This window comes from Streptomyces sp. NPDC107562 (assembly GCF_055657325.1).
In genome coordinates this window covers 878,047-898,677 of record NZ_JBVKBE010000003.1, presented here as the reverse complement: position 1 = coordinate 898,677, position 20,631 = coordinate 878,047, and the positions used below count along the sequence as shown (strand labels likewise).

The window sequence follows — 20,631 nt, the reverse complement described above, 5'->3', positions numbered from 1 at the left end:
AGAGCCACGGAGGTCACAGGTGATCCCTCCGTCTCGGCCCCTACCCATGTGGCGGAAAATAGGCCTGTTTCATCGGCCCGTGTCGGGACACGCCGTTCCGGATCACCTCCGTCCCTCCGGCAGGCGCCCTGCGGTGCGGGGATCGCGTACGCCGCTCAGCTCGGCGGCCGGGAGGGCGGCGTCGGCGTACGCGCCGGCGGTGGCACGGACATATGCGGCCGTACCGCCGACGACCGGGACGCGTGCGGAGCTGCGGGCGAGGTCCACGGTCAGCGCCGGGGTGTGGGACGGCGGGTCGATGAGGTCCTTGTCGGTGCCCGCGACGATCAGGCCCAGCCGGTGTCCGGCAGGGATCACGTGGTCGGTCGCCGCCAGGTCGAGGGTGAGGGAGTAGCGCTTGCCCGGGGTGAGCGGTGCGCCGGTGAGGTCCGAGGCGTGGTTGCCGAGGTCGGCCCAGCCGCGGCTGACGATCGTGTACCCGACGTCGGTCCTCTTGGCCTCGGTCTCCTTGTAGCAGGAGCTGTCAGCGGTGGTGGAGGGGCCCCAGCAGGTGCGGTCGGGGAGGGTGACGATGCCCTCGGCGGCGTCGGCGTAGTCGCGGATGGTCGCGGGGCCGAGGTCCACGAGGACGGCCGAGAGGTGGGCCGTGGGCGTCGAGGGGGTCACGGAGACGGTGACCTCGGAGGCGCCGGCCAGGCGCAGGTCGCGGGCGAGGGGCCGGGTGACGAAACCGGCCTTGTCGGGGGTGGTCAGGTCGATCCGCGCGGCCCAGTCGGTCTCGCTGTGGCGCGGGTCGTCCGTGAAGGTCTCGGTGCCGTGGCCGGGGCGCAGGCCCAGGGTGCCGACGCCGGGCCGGGGGCCCTGGGCGGGGCGCAGCCGTACGGTGTCCGTGCCGCGCGGCGGCCAGGACCGCAACGTCACCCACTGGTCGGGGTGGCGTTCGATGTCGGCCATCGGCTCCCGGTCGATGCCGTTGTCGTAGCCGAGGAGTTCGTGGTCGAACCAGCGGTGCAGGGTCTTCACCCAGGTGGCGCGGCGGAAGTCGAACGGGTCGACGTGGCCGGTCTGGGAGAGCCAGATCTTGCGCTGCACGCCGCTTCGCGCGAGGGCGTCCCACCACGGTCCGACGTGCTGCATCCGTACGTTGAGGTCCTGCATGCCGTGGACCAGGAAGACACTCGCGCGCACCTTGTCCGCGTCCCGGACGTGGTCGCGCTCGCTCCACAGCGGGGTCCAGTCCCCGGTGCGCGGGGCGCCCTCGGCGAGCCTGCGCTGCACGTCGCCGCAGCGGGCGCGGGCGTCGGGGCTGTTGACGTAGTCGGAGAGCCAGTCGGGGCCGGAGCCGTACAGCGGGGCGCCCTTGGCGAAGTAGTAGTCGTACCAGGAGGAGATCGCGCTGATCGGCACGATGGTCTCCAGGCCCTCGACGCCGGTGGCGGCGACGCCGTTGGCGATGGTGCCGTCCCAGCTCTTGCCGATCATCCCCGTGCGGCCGTTGGTCCAGTCGGCCGTGGCCCTGGTGCTGCCGGTGCGGGTGGTCCAGGCCCTGCCGCGCCCGTTCAGCCAGTCGACGACGGCCTTCGCGGACCGCACGTCGGAGCGGCCGCCGACGTCGACACAGCCGTCGGAGCGGTTGGTGCCGGCGAGGTCGACGGCGACGAAGGCGTAGCCGCGCGGCACGAAGTAGTTGTCGTAGTACAGCGGCATCCCGACGACCTCGCCGTCGGCGTCGTACGTCTTGCGCTGGCTCTCGTTGCCCCGGCCGCAGCACGAGTAGTAGGGGCTGGCCTCCATGACGACCGGCACCTTGCGGCCCTGCTGGGCGGGTTCGCGCGGGCGCACGATGTCGACGGCGACGCGGTCGGACCTCCCGTCGCCGTCTCCGTCGAGGCCGGTGTCCACCCAGACGGCCTCACGGACGGCGGCGTCGTAGGAGTAGACGGGGCGGCTCTCCCGGGGCGTGCTGTGCCCCGGCGTGCCCTGTGCGGCAGCGGGAGTGAGCAGGGTGGCCGTCAGGGCGGCGGTGGCCGCCGTCGCGAGCGGTCTCCAGCTGAAGCGCATACGTGTCGGCATGCGCCGGACGGTACCGCCGTCAACTCCTGTGCAGAAGGGGGCGACTGACGGCGCGTCGGGACGGAGGGGGGTGGCGGCTTGGAGATTCGGTGCACCGCAGAACCACGTCGCCGGGCGTGCTCGCGGCGGCGTCCCTGTTGCCGGCCGTCCCGGCGTCCGCCGCCGGCCACTCCCCCGGCGATCGCGGTATCGGCGACCCCTACCCCGTCGTCGCGGCCGCGCGGGCGAGGAGTTCGCGCCGTCCTATCGCGTCCGCCTCGGTCGAGGGCACCGTGCAGGCGTGGGCGCCGGCGATCGCGCCGTACAGGGCGCACCGGTGGGGCGGTTCACCGCCGAGGTGGCCGAAGAGGAAGGCCGCGGCGAAGGCGTCCCCCGCGCCGTTGGAGTCCACCACCGGGGCGGGCGGCGCCACCGCGGGCACGCGGGTCAGGTCGCCGTCGGCGAGGAGGTACGCGCCCTCGGCTCCTGCCGTGGCGACGACGAGCTGGGCGCGGCCCCGTTCGGCGATGCGGCGCATGGTGCGCTCGGGGTCGGTGAGGGCGGCGGCCGAGACGAAGACGATGTCGGCGGCGAGGGCGAAGGGCTCGTGGTAGGCGTTCTCGCCGTCCCAGTCGTGCAGGTCGGTGGAGAGCGGCACGCCGGTCTCGCGCAGGACGGGCAGGGCGTGCGCGCAGGGGTGGGTGAGGGAGACGTGGACGTGGCGGCTCGACTCCGCCAGTGTCCGGACCGTCGCCTCGGGCAGCCGGTCGTCGGCGTGTGCGCGGCTCGTGTCGTACAGGGACAGCCGCCTGCCGTCGGGGCCGACGAGGTTGACCGCGCGCTTGGTGCCGGCCGGCTGCGGGACGGCGGTGAGGGCGATGCCCCTGTCCCGGTGCAGGGCGCGGACCAGGTCGCCCTCGGGGTCGTCGCCGAGCAGGTCGAGGTGGTGGGTGCGCAGGCCCAGCGCGCCGAGGCCGAGGGCGACGAAGTCGCCGGTCTGGCCCGCACGGGTACGGATCCCGGAATCGATCATGTAGCTGTCGGCGTACGGCAGCGGCAACTCCGGCACGTACACGATCGTGTCCACCCCGGCCCCACCCAGCACGAGCACGTCGATACCTTCGCTCACTTGACGCCCTCCGCGTGGTCGCGGACCGTCGCCGTGAACCCGATACCCGCCGTGGGCCCACCAGGCAGGGGGTGTCTGCGGGCCGTCCCGTGCCGGGCGCGCCGCTGACCGCGGGGACACCGGATGGGGGCGTCGCCCCGGACGTACTCGCGCCCTCCCCCGGGTCGTACATCCGCACGGTGAACCCCGCCGGGCCAGGAGTCCCTGCGGGCCGTCCCGGGCCGGGCGCGCAGTTCCCCGCGCCCCTTCAGGGCGCGCCGCTGACCGCGGGGAGACCGGATGGGGGCGTCGCCCCGGACGTACTCGCGCCCTCTCCCGGGGCGTGCATCCGCACGGTGAACCCCGCCGAGCCGGGAGTCCCTACGGGTTGTCCCGGGCCGGGCGCGCAGTTCCCCGCGCCGCTTCAGGGCGCGCCCCTTCGGCGCGCGGGCTCCGCGGTGGAGTGACGGGGCGGTGGCGTCGCCTTGGATGGTGATCTTCGACATCACGCCACCGTAGGGGCCGCCGACAGTGGGGGCTAGTTCGTCGGACGGGCCGGTTCCTGGTGCGCGTCGCGGCGGCGCAGGGCGTACCAGCCGCCGACGAGCATGACCGCGATCAGCGGGATCAGCAGCAGCGTCTTGCGGCCGACCTCGGGGTCGTTCCACATCATGGCGAGGCAGGCCAGCAGGAAGGCGATCGTGGCGATCTCCGTGACCGGACTGCCGGGCAGCCGGAAGTGCGGACGCCGCACCAGGCCCGCCTGGGCGCGCCGGACGAAGACCAGGTGGCAGACCATGATGATCACCCAGGTGCTGATGATGCCGAGGGACGCGACGTTCAGCACGATCTCGAAGGCCTGGGCCGGCACGAGGAAGTTGAGGCCGACGCCGAGCACACACACCGCGCAGGTCAGCAGGATGCCGCCATAGGGCACCTGGCTGCGGTTCATACGGGCGGTGAACCTGGGCGCGGAGCCCGCCATCGCCATGGAGCGCAGGATGCGGCCCGTCGAGTACAGACCGGAGTTGAGGGACGACATGGCCGCGGTCAGGACGACCAGGTTCATCACGTCGCCGGCCGCGGGAACGCCGATCTTCGACAGCACCGTGACGAAGGGGCTCTGGTCGGCGGAGTAGACCGAGCCGGGCAGCAGCAGCGCCAGCAGGACGACGGAGCCGACGTAGAACAGGCCGACGCGCCACATGATGGAGTTCACCGCGCGCGGGACGACCTTCTCCGGCTCGGCGGTCTCGCCCGCCGCGACACCGACCAGCTCCAGCGCGGCGTAGGCGAAGATCACGCCCTGCATCACGAGGACGACGGGCATCACGCCGTGCGGCAGGAACCCGCCGTTGTCGGTGATCACGCTCAGACCGGGCGTCGTGCCGCCGACCTCGTGCTGGGTGGCCAGCAGGAAGATGCCGACGAGCATGAAGCCGACCAGCGTCGCGACCTTGATGATCGCGAACCAGAACTCCATCTCCCCGAAGATCTTCACCGAGATCAGGTTCACCGCCAGGACCACCGCGAGGGCGATCAGCGCCAGCACCCACTGGGGGATGTCGGTGAACATGCTCCAGTAGTGCGTGTAGAGCGCGATCGCGGTGATGTCGGCGATACCGGTCGTCGACCAGTTCAGGAAGTACATCCAGCCGGCGACGTAGGCGCCCTTCTCACCGAGGAACTCGCGCGCGTACGACACGAAGGACCCGGAGGACGGCCGGTACAGGACCAGCTCGCCGAGGGCCCGGACGACGAAGAAGGCGAAGACGCCACAGACCAGGTAGGCCAGCGCGAGCGCCGGGCCCGCGCTGTGCAGACGGCCGCCGGCGCCCAGGAAGAGGCCGGTGCCGATGGCGCCGCCGATGGCGATCATGTTGACGTGACGGGCCTTGAGATCCTTGCTGTAGCCGGCGTCGCCCGCGTCCGCGGGCGTCGTGGTCGTCCCGTTCCCGGCGGTGATCTTGGCCGTGTCCACGGCTTCCTTGCTCACGGGTGGTACCACTCTCTGGTGCGCCCGAACGTTGTGCGCTCGGGTGTCCGTACGTGACTCCGGTCCGTGACCGCGCTCGTGACGTGGCACAGACCAAGGCAGCACCTTCCCACACGAATCGACCCCCCGACGGTGGCTCGCGTCACAGAGCGTTGCTTCTCACACGGTCACCCCAAGGTCACCCCACGATCATCTTCGGTTCACCACAGCGTGCACGCGGGGTGCGCACGAGGTTTCACAGCACTGGTGGGACAGCGATACTGCTGGACATGACGACCGACGCCGAGGAGCCGACCCTCACGATCGACGAGCTGGCAGCGCGGGCGGGCGTCACGGTGCGCACCGTGCGCTTCTACGGCAGCAAGGGCCTGCTGCCGCCGCCCGAGATCGGCCGACGGCGCGTGGGGCACTACGGGCGCGGGCATCTGGCCCGGCTGGAACTCATCGAGGAGCTGCAACGGCAGGGCATGACGCTGGCCGCCATCGAGCGCTATCTGCGGCAGCTGCCGGCGGATCTCAGCGCGCACGACCTGGCGATCCACCGGGCGGTCGTGGCCTCCTGGGCGCCGGACACCGTGGAGAGCATGACGCGCGCGGAGCTGGAGCGGCGGGCGGGGCGGCCCCTGAGCGACGCCGACGTCGAGCGGCTGGGCGCGATGGGCGTGGTCCGGCCGGGGGACGGCGCGTGCGACGTCGACCTCGGGCTGCTGCGGCTCGGCGTGCGGCTGTTGGACGTACCGCTCTCCGAGGAGGCCATCCTGGCGGCGCGGGGCGTGCTCATCGCGCACTCGCGCGCCGCCGCGCGCGAGCTCGCCCAGCTCTTCCGCGGTGAGGTGTCGGAGCGTGGGCCGCGGGACGTGAAGTCCCTGTCGGCCCACATGCACCCGTTGGTGGTGCAGGCGCTCCTGACCACGTTTCAGCGGTCGCTCAAGGAGGAGCTGGGCGAGTGGCTCGCGGAGTCAGGAACGGGCTGAGTCGCTGAACCGCTCCCCCTTCTCCGCCTTCTCGACCAGCAGCGCCGGCGGCAGGAAGCGGTCGCCGTAGCGCTCGGCGAGTTCCCGCGCGCGGGCTACGAAGCCGGGCAGGCCGCCCTCGTAGCCGTTGATGTACTGCAGGACGCCGCCGGTCCAGCCGGGGAAGCCGATGCCGAGGACGGAGCCGATGTTGGCGTCGGCGACCGAGGTCAGCACGCCCTCCTCCAGCAGCCGGACGGTGTCGAGCGCCTCGGCGAAGAGCATGCGTTCCTGCATGTCCCGGAAGGGGACCTCGGTGCCCGCGCGGGTGAAGTGCTCGCGCAGCCCCGGCCACAGGCCGGCCCGCTTGCCGTCCTCGCCGTACTCGTAGAAGCCGGCGCCGCCGCTGCGGCCCGTGCGCCCGAACTCGTCGACCATGCGGTCGATGACGGCGTCCGCCGGGTGCGGGGTCCAGGTGCCGCCCGCCTCCTCGACGGCCCGCCTCGTCTCGCTGCGGATCTTGCGCGGAAGGGTGAGCGTCAGCTCGTCCATCAGGGAGAGCACCTTGGCCGGGTAGCCCGCCTGGGCCGCCGCCTGCTCGACGGAGGCGGGCTCGACGCCCTCGCCGACCATCGCCACGCCCTCGTTGATGAAGTGGCCGATGACACGGGAGGTGAAGAAGCCGCGCGAGTCGTTGACGACGATCGGCGTCTTGTTGATCTGCCGGACCAGGTCGAAGGCGCGGGCCAGGGCCTCGTCACCGGTCCGCTCGCCCTTGATGATCTCGACGAGCGGCATCTTGTCCACCGGCGAGAAGAAGTGCAGCCCGATGAAGTCGCCCTGGCGCTGCACCCCCTCGGCGAGGGCGGTGATGGGGAGCGTGGAGGTGTTGGAGCACAGCAGCGCGTCCGGCGCGACGATCTGCTCGATCTCCTGGAAGACCTTGTGCTTGAGCGCGGTGTCCTCGAAGACGGCCTCGATCACCGCGTCGCAGCCGGCGAGGTCCTGGGCCTCGGCGGTGGGGGTGATGCGGGCGAGCAGCGCGTCGGCCTTCTCCTGCGTGGTGCGGCCCTTGGCGACGGCCTTGGCGCACAGCTTCTCGGAGTACTCCTTGCCCTTGAGGGCGGCCTCCAGGGAGACGTCCTTGAGCACGACGTCGATGCCGGCTCGGGCGCAGGAGTAGGCGATGCCGGCGCCCATCATCCCGGCGCCGAGGACCGCGACCCGGCCGACCTGGCGGCGCTCGACGCCCGCCGGGCGGTTGGCCCCGGAGTTGACGGCCTGGAGGTCGAAGAAGAACGCCTGGATCATGTTCTTCGAGGTCTGTCCGGCGGCCAGCTCCACGAAGTAGCGGGCCTCGATGACCTGGGCGGTCTCGAAGTCGACCTGGGAACCCTCGACGGCGGCGGCGAGGATGGCGCGGGGAGCGGGGTAGGGGGCGCCGTTCGTCTGCTTGCGCAGGGTGGCGGGGAAGGCGGGCAGGTTGGCCGCGAACTTCGGGTTGGCGGGGGTGCCGCCGGGGATGCGGTAGCCGGGCCTGTCCCAGGGCTGCTGCGACTCGGGGTGGGCGTCGATGAAGGCGCGGGCCTTGGCGAGCATCTCCTCGGGTGTCCCGGCCACGTCGTCGACCAGGCCGTTCTCCAGGGCGCGGCGGGGGCTGTACTGGGTGCCCTGGAGGAGCACCTTGAGGAGGGCGTCGGCGATACCGAGCAGGCGGACGGTGCGGACCACGCCACCGCCGCCGGGCAGCAGGCCGAGGGTGACCTCGGGGCAGCCGATCTTCGAGCCGGGGGCGTCGAGGGCGACACGGTGGTGGCAGGCGAGGGCGATCTCGTAACCCCCGCCGAGTGCGGCGCCGTTGAGCGCGGCGACGACCGGCTTGCCGAGCGTCTCGATGCGGCGCAGGTCGCGCTTGATGGCCAGACCGCCGTCGAACAGGTCCTGGGCGGTCTCCGGGGTGACCCGGATCAGGTCGCGCAGGTCGCCGCCGGCGAAGAAGGTCTTCTTGGCGGAGGTGAGGACGATGCCGCGGATGGAGTCCCGTTCGGCCTCCAGCCGGTCGGTGACCGCGGCGAGGGAGGCGCGGAACGCCCCGTTCATGGTGTTCGCGGACTGGTTCGGGTCGTCGAGGACGAGGGTGACGACGCCGGTCTCGTCCTGCTCCCAGCGGATGGTGGTGCTCTCGGTCATTGCTACTCCGTATCGGGATCTGGGACGGGCCGGGTCAGACGCGCTCGACGATCGTGGCGATGCCCATGCCGCCGCCGACGCACAGCGTGGCGAGGCCGAACCTCTTGTCCTGGCGCTCCAGTTCGTCGACGAGGGTGCCGAGGATCATCGCGCCGGTGGCGCCGAGCGGGTGGCCGAGGGCGATGGCGCCGCCGTTGACGTTGACCTTGTCCAGGGACAGGCCCATGTCCCGCGCGAACCGCAGGACGACCGCGGCGAAGGCCTCGTTGATCTCGACGAGGTCGATGTCGTCGATGGTGAGCCCGGCCTTGGCGAGCGCCTTGCGGGTGGCGGGGGCGGGGCCGGTGAGCATGATGGTGGGCTCGGAGCCGGAGACCGCGACGGACACGATCCGCGCGCGGGGGGTCAGGCCGAAGCGTTCGCCGACCTCCCTGGAGCCGATCGCGACGAGGGCGGCGCCGTCCACGATGCCGGAGGAGTTGCCCGCGTGGTGCACGTGGTCGATCTTCTCGACCCAGTGGTACTTCTGCAGCGCCACGGCGTCGAAGCCGCCGAGGTCGCCGATGTCCGCGAACGACGGCTTCAGCTTGGCGAGCGAGTCGGCGGTGGTGCCGGGGCGGGGGTGCTCGTCGTGGTCGAGGACGACGAGGCCGGCGCGGTCCTTCACGGGCACGACCGAGCGGGCGAAGCGGCCCTCCTTCCAGGCGGTCGCCGCGCGCTCCTGCGACAAGGCCGCGTACTCGTCGACGTCGCGACGGGAGAAGCCCTCGATGGTGGCGATCAGGTCGGCGCCGATGCCCTGCGGGACGAAATTGGTCGCGAGGTTGGTCATCGGGTCGTTGAACCAGGCGCCGCCGTCCGAGGCCATCGGCACCCGGGACATCGACTCGACGCCGCCCGCGAGGACGAGGTCCTCCCAGCCCGAGCGGACCTTCATCGCCGCCATGTTGACGGCCTCCAGGCCGGACGCGCAGAAGCGGTTCTCCTGGACGCCCGCCACCGTGTCCGGCAGGCCCGCGGCGACGGCGGCGATCCGGGCGATGTCGGAGCCCTGGTCGCCCACGGGGCCGACGACGCCGAGCACGATGTCGTCGACGGCGGCGGGGTCGAGGCCCGGGAAGCGGTCGCGGAGTTCGTGGATGAGCCCGACGACCAGGTCGATGGGCTTGGTGCCGTGCAGGGCGCCGTTCGCCTTGCCACGTCCGCGCGGGGTGCGGATCGCGTCGTACACGTACGCTTCGGTGGTCACTGGGGGGCCTTTCGGTGAGGGGCTTTCGCAGGGGTTTCGGACGTCGGGGTCCCGTCGTGCGTCAGGCTCGGTACGTCCCAGTCGCGGGCCACGTCGGCGGTGCCGGCGCCGGGCAGTGCCGGGCCGCCGCGGACGGCGGTCGGGGTGGCGGAGAAGCGGGGCGCGGGGGCGGGCTGGGTGATGCCACCGTGCTCGGTGAAGGTGCCGCGCGCGGCGAGGTGCGGGTGGCGCGGCGCCTCGCGCAGCGACAGCACGGGCGCCACGCAGGCGTCGGTGTTCTCGAAGAGGGCGGTCCACTCGTCGCGGGTACGGGTCTTGAACCGGGCGGCGACGGCCTCGCGCAGTTCCTCCCAGCGGGTGACGTCCTTGCGTGCCGGGGCCTGGTCGGCGAGGCCGATCAGGGACACGAACTCGTCGTAGAACTGCTGTTCCAGCGCGCCCACCGCCATGTACTCGCCGTCCGCCGTCTCGTAGGTGCCGTAGAACGGGCAGCCGCCGTCGAGGAGGTTGGCGCCGCGCCGGTCCTGCCAGCCGCCGGCGGCGAGCATGCCGTGGATCATCGCGGTGAGGTGGGCGGTGCCGTCGACGATGGCGGCGTCGACGACCTGACCGGTGCCCGTGGCGCGGGCGTGGTGCAGGGCGGCGAGGACACCGACGACCAGGTAGAGGGAGCCGCCCGCGTAGTCGCCGACCAGGTTGGCCGGGACGGCCGGGGGCTCGCCGGGACGGCCGATCATGCCGAGGGTGCCGGTCGGCGCGATGTAGGCGATGTCGTGGCCGGCGCGCTGGGCCAGCGGGCCGTCCTGGCCCCAGCCGGTCATGCGGCCGTAGACGAGCGCCGGGTTGCGGGCGTGGCAGGCCTCGGGGCCCACGCCGAGGCGCTCGGCGACACCGGGGCGGTTGCCCTCGATCAGGACGTCGGCGCGGGCCACGAGGTCCAGGACGCGGGCGGGGCCGTCCGGGGTCTTCAGGTCGACGACCACCGAGCGTTTGCCGCGGTTGGTGAGGTCGTGGCGGGGGTCGATCGCGAGGCCGCCGCCGCCCGGGCGGTCCACGCGCACGACGTCGGCGCCGAGGTCGGCGAGGAGCATGCCGGCGAAGGGGCCGGGGCCGATTCCGGCCAGCTCGACCACGCGTACGCCGGTGAGCGGGCCGTGCGGTGGCGTCTTCGCCATGGTCTGCAGCCCCCTGTCGCTGTGACACAACTGATGTAACACCGGTGATGGTAAGAACGTGTTCCGGTGGGCACAAGGCCCGGAGGAGCCGGAACGAGCAAGCGCTTAGACATCAGGGTGCCAGGTGACCGGCCGCGCCACCACGCCGGAGCGGCGTCAGCGGGCGTCCGGCCCCGCTATCAGGCGTTCGGGGGCGGCGTCGCGGGGGCTGTTGCCGCGGCTCCTCGTGCCGGGGTCGGCGACGGGCCCGCCCCAGGGGCGCTCCGCGACCGCACCGGACGGCGAAGGCGCGGACGCGCGCGCTTTTTCCCACTTCTTCGGGGCGTTCCCGGGCACCGTCACCGTCCACCTCCGGGCTCGTCGTCGGGCTCCGCACCGCTCACGCTAGCCTCAGCCACCGACAGCGGCGCGGGCTGCAGAAGCGAGGGGTGTCATGAACAAGCCGTCCAGGGCGGACCGTCCGTACGACATCGTGCTCTTCGGAGCCACGGGCTTCGTGGGGACGCTCACGGCCGAGTACCTCGCCCGGCATGCCCCCGAGGACCTGCGCTGGGCCGTGGCCGGCCGGAGTGAGCTGCAGCTGGCGCGGCTGCGCGAGCGGCTGCGGGAGCGCTCGCCCGAAGGCCCGGAGATCGGGGTGCTGCGGGCCGACGTGACCGACCCGGCCTCGCTGCGCCGCCTCGCCGAGCATGCGCGTGTGGTGGCCACGACGGTGGGTCCCTACGTGACCTACGGCGAGGAACTCGTGGCCGCCTGCGCGGACAACGGGACCGACTACCTCGACCTGTCGGGTGAACCCGAGTTCGTCGACCTGACCTACGTCCGGCACGACGCCCGCGCGCGGGAGACCGGGGCCCGGCTGGTGCACGCGGCGGGGTTCGACTCGGTGCCGCACGACCTCGGTGTGTACTTCACCGTCCAGCAGCTGCCCGCCGGCGTGCCGCTGACGGTGGACGGGTTCGTCGCGGTCGAGGCGACCTTCTCGGGCGGGACGTTCGCCTCGGCGCTGAACCAGTTCGCGCGGCCGCGGCAGATGGCGGCCGCGGCGCGGGAACGGCACCGGCACGAGCCCCGGCTGGTGGGGCGGCGCGCGACGGCGCCGTCCGGTGCGCCGCGGTTCGTCCCGGAGGTGCGCGCCTGGGCGCTGCCGCTGCCGACGATCGACCCGCAGATCGTGCGCCGCTCGGCGAAGGCCCTGGAGCGCTACGGCCCCGACTTCCGCTACCGGCATTACGCCGCGGTACGGCGGCTGCCGGTGGCGGTGGGCGGGGTCGCGGCGGTCGGCGCGCTCGCGGCGGCCGCCCAACTGCCGCCCGCGCGGCGCTGGTTGTCCGACCGCCTCAAGCCCGGACAGGGACCGAGCGCGGAGCGGCGGGCGAAGAGCTGGTTCTCCGTGCGCTTCGTGGGCGAGGGCGGCGGCCGCAAGGTGTTCACCGAGGTCGCGGGCGGTGACCCGGGGTACGGCGAGACGGCGAAGATGTTCGCCGAGGGCGCCCTGTCCCTGGCCTTCGACGAGCTGCCCGCGACCGCCGGCCAGGTCACCACGGCGGTGGCGATGGGCGACGCGCTCCTCGACCGCCTCCGCGCCGCGGGCATCACCTTCCGCCTGGCGGCCAGCAGGTAGTCCCGGCGCCCACGACGCGGGGCCCGCTCCGGCGCCCGCCGTGCCTGAACGGCGGACCGGCGGGGGCCGTCACGTCGTCCACTCGGCGAGCGTGTAGATCATCGCGCCGAGCCAGGCCAGGCCCGCCAGTACGGCCAGGGACAGGGCCGCGGCCATCGCGCGCTCCACGGGGCGGCTCGGGCGGGCGGCGGGATCGGGGGCGCGGTGTGTCGTCATGCGGCCCACCCTGCCGACCGGGCGGGGCGCCGGCATCCGTACGGGTACTCAGACGGGCCCGGTCACGGCGGGCCCGTGTACTCAGCTACGCGCCGGCCGTCGCCTCGCGCAGGGCCCGGCGGCACAGCGAATCGGCCAGACGGGTGGTCTCCGGCAGGCGGTAGCGCGGGCTGAGGCGCAGGACGTGGGCGCAGGCCGTGTCCAGGAAGACGCGGTGCCCGACGGACACGTAGACCGGTTTGACGCCCTGCTGGGTGCGCAGGGCCCGGCCGACCTCCTCGTCGCCCGCGAGCAGGGGGGACGACGACCCGCGCGCGGGTGCCGGGTCGGTGTGGGTGAAGGTGAACGGGTTCTTGGCCACGCCGATCGTGGGCAGGCCCGCCAGGACGCCGAGGTGGCTCGCGAGCCCGAAGCGGCGGGGGTGGGCGAGGCCGTAGCCGTCGCACACCACCAGGCCGGGCGGGACCGGCAGGGCGTCGAGGGCGGCGAGGACGGTGGGGATCTCGCGGAAGGCGAGCAGGCCGGGCACGTACGGGAAGGAGATCCGCCCGACGGCCGTGGCCTCGGCGACGACGTCGAGCGTGGCCGCGTCCAGCACGACGGCCGCGGCCGCCACCACGTCCCGCTCGTCGTCGTAGGCGACGTCGACGCCGGTGACATGGCCGGTGCCGGGCGCGGGCCCCGGCTCGTCGAGCACCACCCGGCGGCGCAACGCGTCCTGCACGGCGCGCGCCTGCTCCTCGGTGGCCGGCCAGTCCTCGGGGATGCCTACGGTCGTCGTCATGGTGAGGACGAGGGTACGGGGCCGGGCGGTCCTGCCCTCGGGCCGCTCGGGCCGGGTCACTTGTCGAGCGCGCGCCGCAGCTGCTGCTTGTTCATGTCCGAACGGCCGTGGATGTTGCGCCGCTTGGCCTCCTGGTACAGCTGGTCGTAGGTGGGGCCCTGAGACCCCTTCCCGGACCGCAGGCCGCCCCGCCTGCCGGACGACATGTCCTCGGTGGAGGTCCGGCCGGCGGTCCTGGACTCGCCGGAGCGTGCGCGTTCCTTGTTCACCGTGCGGGCCGCGATCTCCTTGGCGCGCCCGGCGCTCTCGCCCCGGTCCTGAGCACTCTGCTTGATGTGCTCGTACTGCCGTTCCCGCTTGGGGCTCGAACCGCTCGGCATGTCCGCTCACTTCCTCTCACATCGGGCGAACGAGTACCCCCCTCGTGGGTGAATACGACACCCGGGGCGCGAGCAGCTCTCCGGACCGGCGACGCGACCGCGCCCCCGGCGCCGGGCACGGTGACGTACGTCACTGCGCGCGCGGGTGCACGGATGCGCGGATTCCGTCGTCTCACCCAGTGCCCGGCCTCACACCGGAATGCCGTCCGGCCGTCACAAGGGAGCAAGGCGATGTCCACCGTCATCGAGCAGTCAGTCGAGGCGCGTCTCGTCGCCGCCGCCCCCCGGATGCCGAGCATCCCCGCGACGCTCACCTACGACCTGGCGGATCCGTTCGCGATCCGGATGACGTTCCCGGCCCCGGCCACGCTGGGGAACGAGGAGGTCTGCTGGACGTTCTCCCGTGAGCTGCTCGCCGCCGGCATGCACGAGCCCGAGGGCCGCGGCGACGTGCGGGTGCGGCCCTACGCCTACGACCGGACGGTGCTGGAGTTCCACGCCCCGGAGGGCACGGCCGTCGTGCACGTCCGCTCGGGCGAACTGCGCCGGTTCCTGGAGGCGACGCGCGTGCTGGTGCCCGAGGGCCTGGAGCACGCCTGCCTCGACCTCGACCACGACCTGGCGGAGCTGCTGCGGGACGCCTGCTGACCAGGCCCTTTCCGGTGTGCGGGGCGTCGTGACCGCGGGCGCCCGTTATTCCGTTGACAGGCCCTGGCGCCCCTCGTACGTTGTATGAGTCCTGTTGCCGCCGATTGGAGAAGGACGTTGCTCGTCTGAGGTCCTGAGACACCGCTGCACACCTGACGGGTGTGTATGCCGCGTGCGACCTCGGCGTTCGAGCCGTCCTTGGCGGAGCAGGGCTTCGCCTGTGCTCCCGCACCCCTTGGGCCCGTCGGCCCGCGCGGTGGTCGCCGCCTTCCGGTGTCTCGATACGCGTTGCCCCTGAACGCTTCAAGCAACCGCGAGGCCTTTGTGCATACTTCGATCACCTGTACGTCCCTCACCTTCGCCTGGCCCGACGGCACCTCGGTCCTCGACGGCCTCGACGCCTCCTTCGGCCCCGGCCGGACCGGGCTCGTCGGCGTCAACGGTTCGGGGAAGTCCACCCTGCTCAAGCTGATCGCGGGCGAGCTGCGCCCGACGGACGGCACCGTGCGCGTCGCGGGCGAGGTGGGCCACCTCCCGCAGCACGTCACCCTGGACACCGCCCTGCGCGTCGACGAGGTCCTCGGCATCGCCGTCCGGCGTGCCGCGCTGCACGCCATCGAGTCCGGCGACGCGAGCGAGGCGCACTTCGAGACCGTCGGCGACGACTGGGACGTCGAGGAGCGCGCCCTGGCGACCCTCGGCGAACTCGGCCTCGGCCATGTCGGTCTGGACCGCACGGTCGGCGAGATCTCCGGCGGTGAGTCCGTCCTGCTGCGCCTGGCGGCCCTGCTGCTGCGGCGGCCGGACGTCCTGCTGCTGGACGAGCCCACCAACAACCTCGACGTGTACGCGCGCAGGCGGCTGTACGCGGCCGTGGCGGCCTGGCCGGGCGTCATGGTGGTGGTCAGCCACGACCGCGAGCTGCTCGAACTGGTCGACCAGATCGCCGATCTGCGCTCCGGGGAGATCACCTGGTACGGCGGGAACTTCTCGGCCTACGAGGAGGCCCTGGAGAGCGAACAGGAGGCGGCCGAGCGGATGGTGCGGGTCGCCGAGGCCGACTTCCGCAAGCAGAAGCGCGAACTGGCCGACGCCCAGGTCAAGCTGGCCCGCCGCAAGCGGTACGGCCAGAAGATGTTCGAGCAGAAGCGCGAGCCGAAGATCGTCATGGGGGCGCGCAAGCGCGCGGCGCAGGAGTCCGCAGGCAAGCACCGCATCATGCACGAGGAGAAGCTCGCCGAGGCCAGGGAGCGCCTCGACGAGGCCGTGGACGCCGTGCGGGACGACGACGAGATCCGCGTCGACCTGCCGTACACCGCGGTCCCGCAGGGCCGGAGCGTGCTCACCCTGCGGGACCTGGAGCTCGCCTACGGCGCCCGTGTCGAGGGCGGCCTCGATCTGCACGGTCCCGAGCGGATCGCGCTGGTCGGGCGCAACGGCGCGGGCAAGACCACGCTGCTGCGCACCGTCGCCGGAGAGCTGACGCCGGTGTCCGGTCAGGCCACGGCGCACGTGCCGCTGCGCTTCCTGCCGCAGCGGCTGGACGTCCTCGACGGTGGGCTGACGGTCGCCGAGAACGTGGCCCGGTTCGCGCCGGGCGCCACCAACAACCGGATCCGGGCGCGGCTGGCGCGCTTCCTGTTCCGGGGCGCCCGGGCCGACCAGCGGGCGGACACGCTCTCCGGCGGGGAACGCTTCCGCGCGACCCTTGCCGCGCTGATGCTGGCGGAGCCGGCCCCGCAACTGCTGATGCTGGACGAGCCGACGAACAACCTGGACATGGCGAGCGTACGGCAGCTCACCACGGCCCTGGAGTCCTACGAGGGGGCGCTGATCGTGGCCAGCCACGACCTGCCCTTCCTGGAGTCGATCGGCATCACGCGCTGGCTGCTGCTGGACGGCGAACTCAGGGAAATCACGCCGGAAGCTGTCGGGTATCCCTCCTAGCTTCACAGGCATGACCGAGTACATCACCCTGACCGGAGCCCGTGAGAACAACCTGAAGGACGTCACCCTGCGCATCCCGAAAGGCCGGCTGACCGTGTTCACCGGCGTTTCGGGATCGGGCAAGTCGTCCGTCGTCCTCGACACGATCGCGGTCGAGTCGCAGCGCCAGCTCAACGAGACCTTCACCTGGTTCGTGCGCAACCGGCTGCCCAAGTACGAGCGGCCGCACGCGGACGGGATGGAGGACCTCACGCCCGCGATCGTGGTCGACCAGCGGCCGATCGGGGGCCATTCCCGGTCCACCGTCGGCACCATGACGGACATCCAGTCGGTGCTCCGCGTGCTGTACTCGCGGCACGGCACCCCGAGCGCCGGTGCGGCCACGGCGTACTCGTTCAACGACCCGTCGGGCATGTGCCCCGACTGCGACGGCTTGGGCCGGGCGGTCCGGCCCGACTGGGACCGCATCCTCGATCCGGCCCGGTCGCTGGCGGACGGCGCGGTCCGCTTCCCGCCGTTCACCGCGGGGACCTGGCAGGGGAAGACGTACACCAACAGCGACGAGCTGGACCCGGACAAGCCGGTGGGAGAGTTCACCGCCGCCGAACGGGAGTTCCTGATGCGGGGACGGCCCGGCAGCAAGGTCTCGGTGAGCGGCTCGGGCGGCACCTGGACGACGGACTACGAGGGGCTCGCGGACCGCTTCGAGCGGCTGTACCTGAAGCGTGACCTGTCGGCGCTGAGCCAGAAGACCCGCGACCTGGTGCGGGAGTACCTCGCGGAGGGGACCTGCCCGCGGTGCGGGGGCGCCCGGCTGAACGAGGCGGCGCTCGCCACCCGGATCGGCGGGCTGTCGATCGCCGACTGCGCCCGGATGCAGGTGACCGACCTGATCGGTGTGCTGAAGGGCATCGACGACCCGATGGCGGGACCGGTCGCCGGGGCCGCCGTCGCCGCTCTGGAACGCGTCGAGGCGATCGGCCTCGGCTACCTCAGCCTCGACCGGGAGACGTCGACGCTGTCCGGCGGCGAGGGGCAGCGCCTGAAGACCGTGCGTCATCTGGGCTCCAGCCTGACCGGGATGACGTACATCTTCGACGAGCCGAGCGTCGGGCTGCACCCGCGCGACGTCGGGCGGCTGGGCGACCTGCTGCTGCGGCTGCGGGACAAGGGCAACACCGTGCTGGTGGTGGAGCACGACCCCGACGTCATCGCGCTGGCCGACCACGTCGTCGACATGGGACCGGGGGCGGGCGCCGACGGCGGGCGGGTGGTGTTCGAGGGGACACCGGGCGAGCTGGCGGCCGCCGACACGCCGACCGGGCGCTGCCTGGGGCGCCGCACGACCGTCAAGGAGCCCGCCCGGCGGGCGACGGGAGGGCTGTGGGTGAAGGACGCCGGCCGGCACAACCTGCGGGACGTGACGGTGCGGTTCCCGACCGGGGTGCTGTGCGCGGTGACCGGGGTCGCCGGGTCCGGCAAGAGCACGCTGGTGACGCAGTTGACGGCCGCTCACCCGGACGCCGTGGTGGTGGACCAGTCCTCCATCGGCATCTCCGCACGGTCCACCCCGGCCACCTACCTCGGGGTGATGGACACCGTGCGGCGGGTCTTCGCCCGGGAGACGGGCGTCGCGCCGGGGCTGTTCAGCTTCAACTCGACGGGCGCGTGCGGGACCTGCGAGGGGCGCGGGGTCCTCTTCACGGACCTCGCCTTCATGGACCCGGTGACGACGACCTGCCCCGACTGCGAGGGGCGGCGGTTCCGGGAGGAGGTGCTGGCGCTGACCGTCCGCGGGACCTCGGTGGCCGACGTGCTGGAGATGACCGCCGACCAGGCACTGGGGTTCTTCCAGGACGCGGGGGTACGGCGCCGGCTGCGCGCCCTGAAGGAGGTCGGGCTCCCCTATCTGACGCTGGGACAGCCGCTGTCCACGCTGTCGGGGGGTGAGCGGCAGCGGATCAAGCTCGCGACCCGGCTGCACCGCACCGGCACGGTGTACGTCCTCGACGAACCGACGACCGGGCTGCACCTGTCGGACGTCGACGGGCTGCTCCGGCTCCTGGACGTACTCGTGGACGCCGGGAACACGGTGGTCGTCGTGGAGCACTCGCTCGAGGTGGTGGCGCACGCCGACTGGGTGATCGACCTGGGCCCCGGCGGCGGCCGGGACGGCGGCCGGGTGGTGTTCGAGGGGACGCCGGGCGAGCTGTCGGGCTTCGAGGGGTCCTTCACGGGCGAGCACCTGCGGAGGGTGTCGGCGTAGGTGCGCGCTCCGGGGGCTGTCCTCTTCCACAATGTCCCTGCATGATGTCGGCCGGCCCCGACAGGTTCCGGCCGCGGCCGGGTAACCGGACAGCAAGAACGCCCCATCCGATACGGAGACCGCTCGTGCCCAGCAAGAAGGCCCTCATCCGTCGCCCCGGCCCGCGCCTCGCCGAGGGCCTGGTGACGCACATCCCGCGGGAGAAGGCCGACGCGGAGCTCGCGGTCCGGCAGTGGGAGGCGTACGCGGAGGCGCTGCGCACCCACGGCTGGGAGACGATCGAGGTCGATCCCGCGGAGGACTGCCCGGACGCCGTGTTCGTCGAGGACACCGTGGTCATGTACCGGAACGTCGCGCTGATCGCGCGCTCCGGTGCCGAGTCCCGGCGGGACGAGACGGAGGGCGTCGAGGAGGTCGTCGCCCGTCTGGGCTGCTCGGTGAACTGGATCTGGGAGCCGGGCACCCTGGACGGCGGTGACGTGCTGAAGATCGGCGACACGATCTACGTCGGCCGCGGCGGCCGCACCGACGCGGCCGGGCTGCGGCAACTGCGGGCCGCCTTCGAGCCGCTGGGGGCGCGTGTCGTCGCCGTACCGGTCAGCAAGGTGCTGCATCTGAAGTCGGCGGTCACGGCGTTGCCGGACGGGACCGTGATCGGGCACATTCCGCTGATGGACACGCCGTCGCTGTTCGGGCGTTTCCTCCATGTGCCGGAGCCCTCCGGCTCCCATGTGGTGCTGCTCGGCGGGGACAAACTGCTCATGGCCGCCAGTGCCCCGAAGACCGCCGAGCTCTTCACGGACCTCGGCTACACCCCGGTGGTCGTGGACATCAGCGAGTTCGAGAAACTCGAAGGATCTGTGACATGCCTCTCGGTGCGGCTCCGTGAGCTGTATGCCTAGAGGGTCTGAACAGGGGTCTTTACAGCGCACTTAACCTACGTCTTCGTAACCTACGGATTCGTAGCCTACGATCCCGTAGGTTCCGGCGCCGCTCGCCGGTCCGACACTCTTAGTCCCACGTCCCCCTGGAGTACCCGTGACGATCACCTCTCCGCACCTCGGCAGCCCCTCCGTCTGGACCGACGCCCGGCTGCTGTACGCCCTGGAGGAAGTGGTCGAGAAGGAGCTCAACCGCCATCTGAAGGTCGCCAAGGACTGGATGCCGCACGAGTACGTGCCCTGGACCGACGGCCGTAACTTCCCCGGCCTCTTCGAGGACGGCGAGGCCTGGGAGAAGGACCAGTCCAAGGTCACCGAGATCGGCCGGATCGCACTGGTCGTCAATCTGCTGACCGAGGACAACCTCCCCAGCTACCACCACGAGATCGCCTCCCTCTTCGGCCGCGACGGCGCCTGGGGCACCTGGGTGCACCGCTGGACCGCCGAGGAGGGCCGGCACGGCATCGTGATGCGCGACTACCTGCTGACGTCGCGCGCGGTGGACCCGGACAAGCTGGAGCAGTTCCGGATGTCGCACATGAGCGAGGGCTTCGAGTCGGACAACCGGCACTCGATGCTGCACTCTGTCGCCTACGTCGCCTTCCAGGAGCTCGCGACCCGGATCTCGCACCGCAACACCGGCCACCAGTCGGGTGACCCCGTCTGCGACCGGATGCTGGCGCGCATCGCCACCGACGAGAACCTGCACATGGTGTTCTACCGGAACCTGCTGAAGGCGGCCTTCGAGCTGGCGCCCGACCTGACCATGCAGGCGGTGCGGGACGTCGTCGTGGACTTCCGCATGCCCGGCCACGGCATCCCCGGCTTCGAGCGGGCCGCCGCGCAGATGGCCATCGGCGAGGTCTACAACATGCGCATCCACCACGACGACGTGCTCCAGCCCGTGCTGCGCTTCCTGAAGATCATGGAGATCGACGGGCTCGGCCCCGAGGGCCTCAAGGCCCAGGAGGAACTCGGGCTCTTCATGGACGGGCTGGACGCCGAGGCCCTGAAGTTCGACGAGAAGCTCGCGGCGCGCAAGGCGCGGATGGCGGCACGCGGGGCGGCCTGACCCCTCCGCCGGACGGGGCGGCACGACGTG

Annotated in this window: 16 protein-coding genes; 7 read left to right on the top strand and 9 right to left on the bottom strand. The window is 72.4% G+C overall.

What is annotated here, in order from left to right:
* Window positions 1-102 precede the first annotated feature (102 nt).
* The 3 genes from ACZ7LV_RS14160 to ACZ7LV_RS14150 all read right to left on the bottom strand — a co-directional run bounded on the left by ACZ7LV_RS14160 (window position 103) and on the right by ACZ7LV_RS14150 (window position 5,156).
* Window positions 103-2,073 (bottom strand): Xaa-Pro dipeptidyl-peptidase, encoded by a 1,971-nt coding sequence (locus tag ACZ7LV_RS14160; protein WP_471939111.1) that lies wholly within the window; start codon window positions 2,071-2,073, stop codon window positions 103-105.
* 199 nt (window positions 2,074-2,272) lie between these two features.
* Window positions 2,273-3,181 carry a PfkB family carbohydrate kinase gene (locus tag ACZ7LV_RS14155; protein WP_471939109.1) on the bottom strand — a complete coding sequence of 303 codons (909 nt, stop codon included), beginning with the start codon at window positions 3,179-3,181 and terminating at the stop codon, window positions 2,273-2,275.
* A gap of 517 nt (window positions 3,182-3,698) precedes the next feature.
* Window positions 3,699-5,156: an amino acid permease gene (locus ACZ7LV_RS14150; RefSeq protein WP_471939108.1), complete on the bottom strand. Its 1,458-nt coding sequence runs from the start codon at window positions 5,154-5,156 to the stop codon at window positions 3,699-3,701.
* Window positions 5,157-5,425: 269 nt separating this feature from the next.
* Between ACZ7LV_RS14150 and ACZ7LV_RS14145 the strand changes: the two genes are divergently transcribed.
* On the top strand, window positions 5,426-6,130 hold the full coding sequence (locus tag ACZ7LV_RS14145) for a MerR family transcriptional regulator (protein ID WP_471939107.1): 705 nt from the start codon (window positions 5,426-5,428) through the stop codon (window positions 6,128-6,130).
* Here the strand turns inward: ACZ7LV_RS14145 and ACZ7LV_RS14140 are convergent.
* The 3 genes from ACZ7LV_RS14140 to ACZ7LV_RS14130 are packed head-to-tail and all read right to left on the bottom strand — an operon-like array spanning window position 6,116 to window position 10,723.
* A complete protein-coding gene (locus tag ACZ7LV_RS14140) occupies window positions 6,116-8,299 on the bottom strand; it encodes a 3-hydroxyacyl-CoA dehydrogenase NAD-binding domain-containing protein (protein WP_471939105.1) in 2,184 nt (727 codons plus the stop codon). The genes ACZ7LV_RS14145 and ACZ7LV_RS14140 overlap by 15 nt on opposite strands.
* A 34-nt stretch (window positions 8,300-8,333) precedes the next feature.
* Window positions 8,334-9,548, bottom strand: a complete 1,215-nt coding sequence (locus tag ACZ7LV_RS14135; RefSeq protein ID WP_471939103.1) for an acetyl-CoA C-acetyltransferase — start codon at window positions 9,546-9,548, stop codon at window positions 8,334-8,336.
* Window positions 9,545-10,723, bottom strand: a complete 1,179-nt coding sequence (locus tag ACZ7LV_RS14130) for a CaiB/BaiF CoA transferase family protein (RefSeq protein WP_471939101.1) — start codon at window positions 10,721-10,723, stop codon at window positions 9,545-9,547. Before ACZ7LV_RS14130 ends, ACZ7LV_RS14135 begins: the two co-directional genes overlap by 4 nt.
* A 433-nt stretch (window positions 10,724-11,156) precedes the next feature.
* On the opposite strand from ACZ7LV_RS14130, the gene ACZ7LV_RS14125 reads away from it, so the two are divergent.
* Window positions 11,157-12,347 carry a saccharopine dehydrogenase family protein gene (locus ACZ7LV_RS14125; protein ID WP_471939099.1) on the top strand — a complete coding sequence of 397 codons (1,191 nt, stop codon included), beginning with the start codon at window positions 11,157-11,159 and terminating at the stop codon, window positions 12,345-12,347.
* 69 nt (window positions 12,348-12,416) lie between these two features.
* On the opposite strand, the gene mmpA is transcribed toward ACZ7LV_RS14125, so the two are convergent.
* The 3 genes from mmpA to ACZ7LV_RS14110 form a co-directional block, all read right to left on the bottom strand.
* The gene (gene mmpA / locus ACZ7LV_RS14120) at window positions 12,417-12,563 is read right to left on the bottom strand and encodes a morphogenic membrane protein MmpA (RefSeq protein ID WP_471939097.1); all 147 of its coding nucleotides are present in this window, start codon (window positions 12,561-12,563) and stop codon (window positions 12,417-12,419) included.
* 85 nt (window positions 12,564-12,648) lie between these two features.
* A complete protein-coding gene (locus ACZ7LV_RS14115; RefSeq protein WP_471939096.1) occupies window positions 12,649-13,347 on the bottom strand; it encodes an endonuclease V in 699 nt (232 codons plus the stop codon).
* Between the two features lie 56 nt (window positions 13,348-13,403).
* Window positions 13,404-13,727: a plasmid stabilization protein gene (locus ACZ7LV_RS14110; RefSeq protein WP_401666256.1), complete on the bottom strand. Its 324-nt coding sequence runs from the start codon at window positions 13,725-13,727 to the stop codon at window positions 13,404-13,406.
* Between the two features lie 231 nt (window positions 13,728-13,958).
* Here ACZ7LV_RS14110 and ssgD point away from each other — a divergent pair, with 231 nt between their 5' ends.
* From ssgD to ACZ7LV_RS14085, 5 genes are all read left to right on the top strand, one after another.
* Entirely contained in the window at window positions 13,959-14,375 is a 417-nt protein-coding gene (ssgD, locus tag ACZ7LV_RS14105) for a spore wall synthesis regulator SsgD (RefSeq protein ID WP_471939094.1), read from the top strand.
* Between the two features lie 324 nt (window positions 14,376-14,699).
* Window positions 14,700-16,322, top strand: coding sequence for an ABC-F family ATP-binding cassette domain-containing protein (locus ACZ7LV_RS14100; RefSeq protein ID WP_471939092.1), 1,623 nt, complete (start codon window positions 14,700-14,702; stop codon window positions 16,320-16,322).
* A 10-nt stretch (window positions 16,323-16,332) separates the two neighbouring features.
* Window positions 16,333-18,588: an ATP-binding cassette domain-containing protein gene (locus tag ACZ7LV_RS14095; protein WP_471939091.1), complete on the top strand. Its 2,256-nt coding sequence runs from the start codon at window positions 16,333-16,335 to the stop codon at window positions 18,586-18,588.
* Between the two features lie 125 nt (window positions 18,589-18,713).
* A complete protein-coding gene (ddaH, locus tag ACZ7LV_RS14090; protein ID WP_471939089.1) occupies window positions 18,714-19,490 on the top strand; it encodes a dimethylargininase in 777 nt (258 codons plus the stop codon).
* A 136-nt stretch (window positions 19,491-19,626) separates the two neighbouring features.
* Window positions 19,627-20,601, top strand: coding sequence for an acyl-ACP desaturase (locus tag ACZ7LV_RS14085; protein WP_471939087.1), 975 nt, complete (start codon window positions 19,627-19,629; stop codon window positions 20,599-20,601).
* Window positions 20,602-20,631: the final 30 nt, after the last annotated feature.